Below are 9,604 nucleotides of genomic sequence, written 5' to 3'. Positions count from 1 at the left end.
GATGAACTGCCAGATAATGCGGGTCATCTCGTCGCCGTCGAGTTCGACGACCGGATTGGCAACCTTGATCTTCGCCATGATCTCACCTTGCGCTTGAAGTGCTGGAACGATCCTGCCCTGCGGCAGGCTGTTGCGGCGGCTATAGCGCGGTTGAGGCCAGGGGGGAAGGTGGGGGCAGCAAAGGAATTCAGCCCTGTCCCGCCCGTTGCGGCATTTTCCGGGTCTCGGTGCAGAGCGCCGCGCTGAAGAGCGAGTTCACGGTGGCCGCCTTGCTTCGGATCGTCTCCGGGATCTTAGGGCTTTTGACCAGCGCGGCGGTGGCCTTGAGGAGGGTCCTGTCGCAGGGGCAGGCCCCGCGTCCGACCTGCTCGTAGCAGAGATCGTGGGCGCGGCACGCAGCATCGAGGGCGTCAACGGGGGAGGCCCGGTTCGCGTCGCCCGCGCCGCACCAGTTGCCATGGAAGAGAGGTGCCGCTGCCTGGGGAAAACCGCTCGGCCCGGATATGGACGCGGCGTGTCCGGCCGACAGGGGAATCAGGCACATCGCAGCCGTCATGGAACGCAAACAGGGCAACGCGCGACCTCGCAGAGTGACAGGGAGTTGTGATGCTCTAACGTAAAGCATGCAGGAAATAAGAGATGGCCGTGGGTGCAAGTTCCGCAGAAAGGGAAAATTCACCGCTGCGTGTGCTGCCGCACGGAAAGCCAAGCTTAACCGTAGTTCAGATCCGTCCGTTACGACATCTTCCCGAGGGGCATGAGGCGCAGAGCCAAGCCAGCGGAGCTGTCGGAAACATCGTTTAACCATGAAGGGGAGCTGACATGCGTCTTGCAATCATTCTCGGAGCGGCGGCCTTGGTTCTGGCCGGCTGCCAGACGGCCGAGCAATCCATGGACAATGCCGAATCCGTCTGCCGTGAGACCGGGCTGAAGCCCGGGACCGCCACCTATACCCGCTGCGTGAACGCCGGCTATCGGAACAACGTGGCTCAGTCGAACGCCGCCGCCAACCAGGCCGCAGCAGGTGCGGCCGTCGGCGTGGTCGGCGGCGCCGTGCTCGGTGCGGCGGTCGCCCGCCCGCATTATTATTGCGGCTGGGGCTGCTGGTAAGCGCTTCGCTTGAAGCGTCAGTCGGGAAACGCGCCGGCCTCCTCGATGAATGTCGGGGAGGCCTTTTCTTTGCCTGCGCTCAACGATGCGCCAGCCAGGAGTTGCCAAGAGTTGGAGCATCGGATGGATCCCAAAAGCGGATTCCACTTTTGGGTCCGATGCTCTGGTCGGAAAACTGTTTTTGGCTGTATGGGAGAGCATCTGCCATCCAAGAGCATTCATACGATCCATGACCCGACCCATCATCATCCTCGTGGAACCGCAGCTCGCCGAAAACATCGGCATGGTCGCCCGGGCCATGGCCAATTTCGGTCTGTCGGAATTGCGTCTGGTGTCGCCGCGCAACGGCTGGCCCAAGAAGGGGGCTCATTCGGCGGCGTCGGGCGCGACCCACGTGCTGGAAGGCGCAAGGCTCTACGACACGGTCCGCGAAGCCATCGCCGATCTCAACTTCGTCTTCGCCACGACGGCGCGCGAGCGGGGGCAGATGAAGCGGGTTTTCGCGCCCGACGCCGCCATGCAGGAGGCGCAGCAGCGGCTCGGGGCCGGGCAGGGCGTCGGCATCCTGTTCGGACGGGAGCGCACCGGGCTCGAGAACGACGAGGTCTCGCTGGCGGACGCCATCATCACCTTCCCGGTCGATCCGAAATTCTCGTCCCTCAACCTGGCGCAGGCCGTCCTTCTCGTCTCGTACGAGTGGTACAAGCTCGCCACCGGCGGCGCGCTGCCCTTCGAGGGCGGTCCTCAATCTCCTCCGGCGCCGCGCGAGATGGTGATCTCGTTCTTCGACTACATCGAGGACGAGCTCGACGCGGTGAACTTCTATCCCGAGGACAAGAAGCCGATCATGACCCGCAACATGCGGGACATCTTCCATCGCCTCGCCATGACCGAGCAGGAGGTGCGCACCCTGCGCGGGGCGATTCGTGCCCTTGCGGAAGGACGCAGGTTGAGAAAACCTTAAGCAAATCGTGGCTTTATCATCGTCGGGCGCTATTTGCCCGCTTGTGAACCGAGTTCGAGACGACGATGCGCCGCTCCCTGCTGCCTGTTCTGGTCCTTGGCGTCTCGCTTGCCGCTCCATGGGCCTTCGCGGCGACACCGCCACAGCAGCCCGAGCAGGGGGCTGGCGGGCGCGACTACAAGGTGACTGACGTCGTCAAGCGTGCGGTCGGCACGGCAAGCGCCGGAACCTTCGTCTTCCATGGCAGCGATGCGCCTGCGAAGCCCCGCCCGGTGGTGATCTTTCTCCATTCCTGGGGCGCCGTGAATCCGGCGCTCTACGGCGGCTGGATCGATCATCTCGCCCGCAAGGGCCATCTCGTGCTCTTCCCGCGCTTCCAGGAGGTGAACCGGTCCCGCCCTGCCGATGCCACCGCCCTGGCCGAGACCCTGATCGAGAGCGCCCTGGCGGCGCTGGCAGACGATCCGAATGCCAAGCCGGACAGGGAGCGTGTCGCCCTCATCGGCCATTCGGCGGGCGTGCCGATCGCGCTCAACCTCGCGGCCGGCGTCAGTGCCGGAAAGGTGCCGGCGCCGAAGCTGATCTTCGGCCTGATGCCGGGCGGCATCGCCTCCGACGAGAAGGAGCGCGGCATCCTCCTGCGCGACCTCTCGACCATCGACCCGCAGACCCTGATCATCAGCATGAGCGGCGATCGGGACTATCTGCCGAGCGACCGCGCCTCGCGGCTCATCCTGCAGCAGGCGAGCGCCGTTCCGGCCAGCCGAAAGCTGTTCATGCGCGCGGCCTCCGACGACCATGGATTTCCGGCACTGACGGCGACGCTGGCCTCCCCAGGGTCACCGAAGGCCGATTACGATGCCGCCGCCATCAAGCTGCCGCCCGATCCGCCGCGCGACCCGAAACAGAAGAACACGTGGCGCTGGAGCGCCGACATGGCGCTCTCCGGCCCTCAGACCATCCTGACCCAGCAGCTCGGCAACAACGTCACCGACACCCTCGACTATCTCGCCTACTGGAAGACCTTCGACATCGCCGCTGAGGCGGCATTCGCCGGCAAGGACGCCGCTGCACTCGCGCGCGATCCGAAATTCGTCGACATGGGCAGCTGGAGCGACGGCTGGCCCGTCAAGCGGCTCTCGGCACAGATTTCGAAGGTTGAGGGGCAGGAGAAGAAAGAGGAGCCCGGACCCCGCCGCAGGTTGAACATGGCGCCTCCGGAAACCAAGCAGGGATTATAGGACTTCATTGGTCAGTTGCGTTCGTAAGGGTTTGTCATGCGTGTCGATCTTCTGGCAGGGGCGACCTATAATCCTGCCGTCATGCCGTCTCCCGTCCCCACCATCCTCGTCTTCGATTCCGGCCTCGGCGGCCTCACGGTTTTCTCGGAGGTCCTGAAGGTCCGTCCCGATGCCCGCTATGTCTATGCGGCCGACGATGCGGGCTTTCCCTACGGGCGCTTGAGCGAGGCTGTTCTGGCCGAGCGTGTGGTGACCGTCATGGAGCGGCTGATCGGCCTGCACGATCCGGACCTCGTGGTGGTCGCCTGCAACACGGCCTCGACCGTCGTCCTGCCGCATCTCAGGGAGCGCTTCTCCATTCCCTTCGTCGGCACCGTTCCGGCGATCAAGCCGGCCGCACAAACGACGCAGACGGGATATGTCACGGTTCTCGCCACCCCCGGCACCGTGGCGCGGGACTATACCCGCGATCTCATCGAGGCCTATGCGGCGGGCTGCAAGGTCAACCTTGTGGGCTCGCGCCGTCTCGCGGGCATTGCCGAGGCTGAGCTCGCGGGCTCTCCCGTCCCGGATGAAGAGCTTGTGGCTGAGATGCAGCCCTGCTTCGTCCAGGACGAAGGGGGGAGGACCGATGTTGTGGCTCTTGCCTGCACCCATTACCCGCTGCTCCTCCCGCGCCTCCAGGCCCTGGCACCCTGGCCGGTGACCTGGATCGACCCGGCCCCGGCCATCGCCCGCCGCGTGACGCAGCTGATCGGCCAGCCGGTGCCGGGCCATGAGGCGGACGAGAACGAGACCATGGCCGTGTTCACCAGCGGTGCCGGGATCAGCGCCGCCCTGCGGGGAGCCTTGCAGGACAAGGGCCTTCCGGTGGTGGCTGTCGAGGACATGCCGCTGCTCGTTGGGTAGCCGCAGCTCGTCATCCCGGACGGCGTAGCCGATCCGGGATCGTTCTCAAGATAAAACACTGTCATTCCGGGGCCGCGAAGCGGAGCCTGACCCGAAGGGCCGCGCCAAAGGCGTGGAAATCCATAAACACAGGTCTTGCAGAACTCGGGGCCGCCAGCGGTTGATGGCTTCCCGCCTGCGCGGGAATGACAGCGTTGAGGTTCCCCCGCTCCATCTTGCATACGATCCCGGATCTTCGCTGCTCTTCGTCCGGGATGACCAGAGGCTGATTGACTTTCCCGCATTTTCCGCCTAAATGCCCCTCGTTCACGCGGTCCTCCTGGGCCGCGTAACTTTTTACGCTCCCGTGGCCCGGCTCTCAGCCGGCCTGTCGTCCCTTCGGGGAAGAGGAGGGCGCGTTCCTCGCAAATTCGACAACAAAGAGGAACAGCGATGTCGAAGCGCATTCAGGCCAAGCACAAGCTTGACCGCCGTATGGGTCAGAATATCTGGGGCCGCCCGAAGAGCCCTGTGAACCGCCGCGAATATGGCCCCGGCCAGCACGGCCAGCGCCGCAAGGGCAAGATGTCCGACTTCGGCACGCAGCTGCGCGCCAAGCAGAAGCTCAAGGGCTACTACGCCAACATCACCGAGAAGCAGTTCCGCCGCTATTACGCGGAGGCGATCCGCCAGAAGGGCGATTCCGGTGAGAACCTGGTCGGCCTGCTCGAGCGCCGTCTCGACGCGGTCGTGTACCGCGCCAAGTTCGTCGCGACCCCCTTCGCCGCCCGTCAGTTCGTCAACCATGGTCACGTGAAGGTCAACGGCCGCCGCGTGAACATCCCGAGCTACCTCGTGAAGCCGGGCGACGTGATCGAGGTGAAGGACAAGTCGAAGCAGCTCGAGGTCGTCGTGGTGGCGAGCCAGCTCGCCGAGCGCGATGTGCCGGACTACATCGAGGTCGATCATTCCAAGATGACGGCCCGCGTGACGCGCATCCCGACCCTGTCGGAAGTGCCGTACCCGGTCCAGATGGAACCGAACCTCGTGATCGAGTTCTATTCGCGCTAATCTGCGAGTAGTCGATTTCGAAAACAGGAAGGCCGCCCCTTGGGCGGCCTTTTTGCTGTTGTGGATCGTTACTGCTGAACAGGGCCCCGGTGCCCGCCCGGGCCCATGCGGCCATGGTCCATCATGCCCATGCGGTGATGGTCACGGCCATGGCCGCGACGTCCGCCGCGTTCTTGCCAGCTTGGACCATCGTTGTTGACGGCCTCACGCAGGAGGCGAGGGGCGATCCGCTTCTGGTCCTCGCTGAAGGTGTCCCAGAGAGGACGAAGAGCGGTTGTCACGGCCGCCGAGCGCTGAGCGCGCTCCGTCGCCAGGTTGCTGCGCTGCTCGAGGCGCTGCATGAAGTCCATGGACCGGCGCTGATCGCGATCGGGCCGCTGCTCCATGCGGGTGAAGCGCTCAGCTGCAGCTGAGCGGATGGCGGTCTCCGCGGGCGTCCAGAGACGCTCCTGATCGGGGGTAAGCTTGAGCCCGGCCTTGATCGAGGCGATGCGGGCGTCGACGAGGCGCGTGAATTCGTCCTGACTCAGACGCGGACGGCGATCCTGCCGTCCCTGATCCTGAGAGGCCGCCGGTGCATCCGGTGCAGGCGTCTGCTGGGCCATGGCATAGGTGCTGGAGCCGGCCAGTAGGGCTGCAAGAGCAAGCGTGGCGATTGTCTTCATGCGGATATCCTCCGTGGTGACGATAAGGATAAGATTGCTCCTATCCTGCTCTCGCTCCCATGACTGCCGCATGAACTTTTTGTCATGTGAAATTCCGCTGTCATTCCGGGGCCGCGCAGCGGAGCCCGGAATGACAATGGTGAGGGAGAGGCGCGGCCTCAAAGCCTCTTCAAAAACCCCGCAAACCGCATGAGCCCTTCGGGCCAGGGGCCGTGGCCGCTTTCCGTGTTGAGGTGGCCGGCATCGCCCGCATCGACGATGGCCGAGCCCCAGGAATAGGCGATGTCCTCCGCCTTCGCGTAATCGCAATGCGGGTCGGTTCGGCTGGCGACGAGCACTGAGGGGAAGGGGAAGGGATCGCGCGGGATCGGCGCGAAGGCGCGGTCGATGGCGGGAATGAAGTCTGTTCGCTCCACATCGGGCAGGCTGACCAGGAAGGCGCCCTGGACCTTTCCGTCCCGAAGGAGAGGAGCCGCATGGGCGATGGCGAGCACGCCGAGGCTGTGGCCGACCAGCACGACCGGCTTCTTGGCGCGCTTGACGTCCTGGGCGATGCGCTCCACCCAGGCGTCCTTGTCGGGGGCGTCCCAGTTTTCCTGCTCGACCCGCCACGCGGTCGAGAGTTGGCGCTCCCACCGGCTCTGCCAATGGTCGATGCCGGAGTTTTCATGGCCTGGAACGATGAGGATGTCGCAATCGGAGGTTTTCATGACCCGGAGATAAAGGCCCGGTCAGGTCCGTTCAAGCGCTCCTCTTCAACTCCATATTCTGCTCCGCCTCCTTCAGGGCGGCCTCCCGCTCCGCGATGTAATCGCGGGTCAGGGGCACCATGTGGTTGCGCCGGGCGAACTGGATCTGGAACACCACCGCATCCTGCCAGCGGAAAGCGGATTCCGACATGGCGAGGTAGCATTCCCACATCCGGCAGAAGCGCTCGTCGTAGAGGCGCAGGACCTCCTCGCGTTGGGCCAGGAAGCGCTCGCGCCAGGCCTGCAGGGTCAAGGCGTAGTGCAGGCGCAGGATCTCGATGTCGGTCACGATCAGGCCCGCCCGCTCGATAGCCGGCATCATCTCCGACAGCACGGGCAGGTGACCGCCTGGGAAGATGTACTTGGTGATCCAGGGATTGGTCGGATAGGGCGTGCCGGAACGCCCGATGGTGTGAAGGAGCATGACCCCATCCTCCTTCAGGAGCTTCCGGCAGGTCTGGAAATACTCGTCGTAAGAGGTTGGGCCCACATGCTCGAACATGCCCACCGAGACGATGCGGTCGAAGGTGCCCGTGGTGGAGCGGTAATCCTGCAGCTCGAAACGGACCCGGTCAAGCAGGCCCGCTCCGCCCGCCCTCCGGCGCGAGACCTCGAGCTGCTCCTCCGAGAGCGTGATGCCCTTCACCGAGCCTGCTCCCGCCACCTGAGCCAGATAAAGCCCCATGCCGCCCCAGCCCGAGCCGATGTCGAGCACACTATGGCCCCGGTCCACCATCAGCTTGGCCGCGATGTGCCGCTTTTTGGCCGCTTGGGCCTCCTCGAGACTGGCGCCCGGATGGTCGAAATAGGCGCAGGAATACTGGCGGTCGCTATCGAGGAAGAGGGCGTAGAGACGGCCGTCCAGGTCGTAATGATGAGCGACGTTGCGCTTGGCCTTCGCCGCGTCGTTCTCGGCCTTGCGCATCATCCAATGCCGGATCTTGCGCAGGCGCTGGAGCGGCAGTTCGTCCAATTGGCCGTGATTGTCCTGGAGGAGGAGCTGGAGCAGGTCGAGGATCGTGCCCTGCTCGATGACGAGGCGTCCATCCGTAAACAGTTCGCCGAGCCTCAGTTCGGGATGGAGGCAAAGGGCCATCTGGGCTGCGGCATCCGTAAAGCGGATCGAGACGCGGGGCTCGGTTCCGTCCCCGAAGGTGAAGTGTTCACCTTCGGCCGTGGTCATTTCCAGAGTGCCGTGTTTCACGGCCCGCGTGAAAGCAAGAGAGAGAATCTTCTCCGACAGCATGGCAGCAATTCCCGCGCCATTGATCTCCTGAGGCGGAAATTGTTGCTTATTCCGGAAAGTATTGCCAGCCTTTCAGCTATGCGCCGCTGGCGCCGAAGACCCGCGCAAAGATCGTATCCACATGCTTGAAGTGGTAGCCGAGGTCGAAGCAGGTCTCGATCTCGTCCGCCGACAGATATTGCGTCACGTCGGCGTCGCTCTTCAGCAGGGTCAGGAAATCGCCCTCGCTGCGCCAGACCGGCATGGCGTTGCGCTGGACGAGCCGGTAGGCGTCCTCGCGGGACGCGCCCTTTTGGGTGAGCGCCAGCAGGACCCGCTGCGAGTGGACGAGGCCGCCGAGGCGGTCCAGGTTCTTCTGCATGTTCTCCGGATAGACCACCAGCTTGTCGATGACGCCGGTGAGCCGCGCCAGGGCGAAGTCCAGGGTCACGGTGGCGTCGGGCCCGATCATGCGCTCGACGGAGGAATGGGAGATGTCCCGCTCGTGCCAGAGCGCTACGTTCTCCATGGCCGGCATCGCATAGGCGCGCACCATGCGGGCGAGGCCCGTCAGGTTCTCGGTGAGAACCGGGTTGCGCTTGTGCGGCATGGCGGACGAGCCCTTCTGGCCGGCCGAGAAGAACTCCTCGGCCTCCAGCACCTCGCTGCGCTGCAGGTGGCGCACTTCCGTCGCCAGGCGCTCGATGGAGGAGGCGATCACGCCGAGCGTGGCGAAGTACATGGCATGCCGGTCGCGGGGGATGACCTGGGTCGAGACGGGCTCGACCTGGAGGCCCATCTGCTCGGCCACGTATTCCTCAACGGAAGGATCAATGTTGGCGAAGGTGCCGACGGCGCCCGAGATGGCGCAGGTGGAGATCTCCCGCTGTGCCTCGATCAGGCGCAGCTTGCAGCGCTCGAACTCCGCATAGGCCTGAGCGAGCTTGAGGCCGAAGGTGGTAGGCTCGGCATGAATGCCGTGCGAGCGGCCGATGGTCGGCGTCATCTTGTGCTCGAAGGCCCGGCGCCTGATGGCGGCGAGCAGCTCGTCCATGTCACGCAACAGGATATCGGTAGCGCGGGCGAGCTGTACGTTGAAGGTGGTGTCGAGCACGTCCGACGACGTCATGCCCTGGTGGACGAAGCGGGCCTCTGGACCGACGATCTCGGCGAGATGCGTGAGGAAGGCGATGACGTCGTGCTTGACCTCGCGTTCGATGGCGTCGATCCGCTCCACGTCGAAGGTGGCCTTGGAGCCCTTCTCCCAGACCGTCTCCGCCGCTTGCCTAGGCACCACGCCGAGATTGGCGAGCGCCGTCGTGGCATGGGCCTCGATCTCGAACCAGATGCGGAATTTGGTTTCGGGCGACCAGATGGCCACCATCTCGGGGCGGCTGTAACGGGGGACCATTAAAACACTCCTTGGCTTGGTTCGCGACGTTCACTCAAGTTGTTCAAAACGTTGGTGAAACCGTGCGTAGACGTTGTTGGATGGAACGGTCTGGGAACGGTCCCGAGACGTTTCCGTGATGGCTATTTGATGGCTGGCGGAAAGGCAAGGATGGAGCATCCTCAGCGTATGGATGCGCCATCCTCGAAATCTCCGTAAGTGTCTGAAGCATTATGGGTTCTCTCGCTGATCAGCAAAAACACCCGCCTACCGTCAATTCCAGCTTTGAAATCAGGGTGTT

The 9,604-nt window shown here is 64.2% G+C and carries 10 protein-coding genes; 5 read left to right on the top strand and 5 right to left on the bottom strand.

Going from position 1 to position 9,604, the window contains the following annotated elements:
• Positions 1–187 precede the first annotated feature (187 nt).
• Positions 188–544, bottom strand: a complete 357-nt coding sequence (locus tag ILT44_RS28890) for a phospholipase A2 family protein (RefSeq protein WP_204243060.1) — start codon at positions 542–544, stop codon at positions 188–190.
• 278 nt (positions 545–822) lie between these two features.
• Here ILT44_RS28890 and ILT44_RS28885 point away from each other — a divergent pair, with 278 nt between their 5' ends.
• The 5 genes from ILT44_RS28885 (at position 823) to rpsD (ending at position 5,274) form a co-directional block, all read left to right on the top strand.
• A complete protein-coding gene (locus tag ILT44_RS28885; RefSeq protein ID WP_204243059.1) occupies positions 823–1,110 on the top strand; it encodes a hypothetical protein in 288 nt (95 codons plus the stop codon).
• A gap of 229 nt (positions 1,111–1,339) precedes the next feature.
• Positions 1,340–2,074 (top strand): RNA methyltransferase, encoded by a 735-nt coding sequence (locus ILT44_RS28880; RefSeq protein WP_204243058.1) that lies wholly within the window; start codon positions 1,340–1,342, stop codon positions 2,072–2,074.
• Between the two features lie 65 nt (positions 2,075–2,139).
• Entirely contained in the window at positions 2,140–3,315 is a 1,176-nt protein-coding gene (locus ILT44_RS28875) for a dienelactone hydrolase family protein (protein WP_204243057.1), read from the top strand.
• 36 nt (positions 3,316–3,351) lie between these two features.
• The gene (gene murI / locus ILT44_RS28870; RefSeq protein WP_204243056.1) at positions 3,352–4,224 is read left to right on the top strand and encodes a glutamate racemase; all 873 of its coding nucleotides are present in this window, start codon (positions 3,352–3,354) and stop codon (positions 4,222–4,224) included.
• A 432-nt stretch (positions 4,225–4,656) separates the two neighbouring features.
• Positions 4,657–5,274: a 30S ribosomal protein S4 gene (gene rpsD / locus ILT44_RS28865; protein ID WP_199050986.1), complete on the top strand. Its 618-nt coding sequence runs from the start codon at positions 4,657–4,659 to the stop codon at positions 5,272–5,274.
• A 68-nt stretch (positions 5,275–5,342) separates the two neighbouring features.
• Here rpsD and ILT44_RS28860 read toward each other — a convergent pair whose 3' ends face one another.
• The 4 genes from ILT44_RS28860 to purB form a co-directional block, all read right to left on the bottom strand.
• Complete coding sequence (locus ILT44_RS28860; RefSeq protein ID WP_204243055.1) at positions 5,343–5,939, bottom strand: Spy/CpxP family protein refolding chaperone; 597 nt, start codon at positions 5,937–5,939, stop codon at positions 5,343–5,345.
• A gap of 158 nt (positions 5,940–6,097) precedes the next feature.
• Positions 6,098–6,649, bottom strand: a complete 552-nt coding sequence (locus ILT44_RS28855; protein WP_204243054.1) for an RBBP9/YdeN family alpha/beta hydrolase — start codon at positions 6,647–6,649, stop codon at positions 6,098–6,100.
• 31 nt (positions 6,650–6,680) lie between these two features.
• Positions 6,681–7,934 carry a cyclopropane fatty acid synthase gene (locus ILT44_RS28850; RefSeq protein ID WP_204243053.1) on the bottom strand — a complete coding sequence of 418 codons (1,254 nt, stop codon included), beginning with the start codon at positions 7,932–7,934 and terminating at the stop codon, positions 6,681–6,683.
• Positions 7,935–8,010: 76 nt separating this feature from the next.
• On the bottom strand, positions 8,011–9,324 hold the full coding sequence (gene purB / locus ILT44_RS28845; protein ID WP_204243052.1) for an adenylosuccinate lyase: 1,314 nt from the start codon (positions 9,322–9,324) through the stop codon (positions 8,011–8,013).
• Positions 9,325–9,604: the final 280 nt, after the last annotated feature.

The sequence above is a fragment of the Microvirga arvi genome (assembly GCF_016892765.1).
In the GTDB taxonomy this organism is placed as follows: domain Bacteria; phylum Pseudomonadota; class Alphaproteobacteria; order Rhizobiales; family Beijerinckiaceae; genus Microvirga; species Microvirga arvi.
Note: the sequence above shows the minus strand (reverse complement) of the source record. Positions and strands in the feature narration are given on the sequence as shown.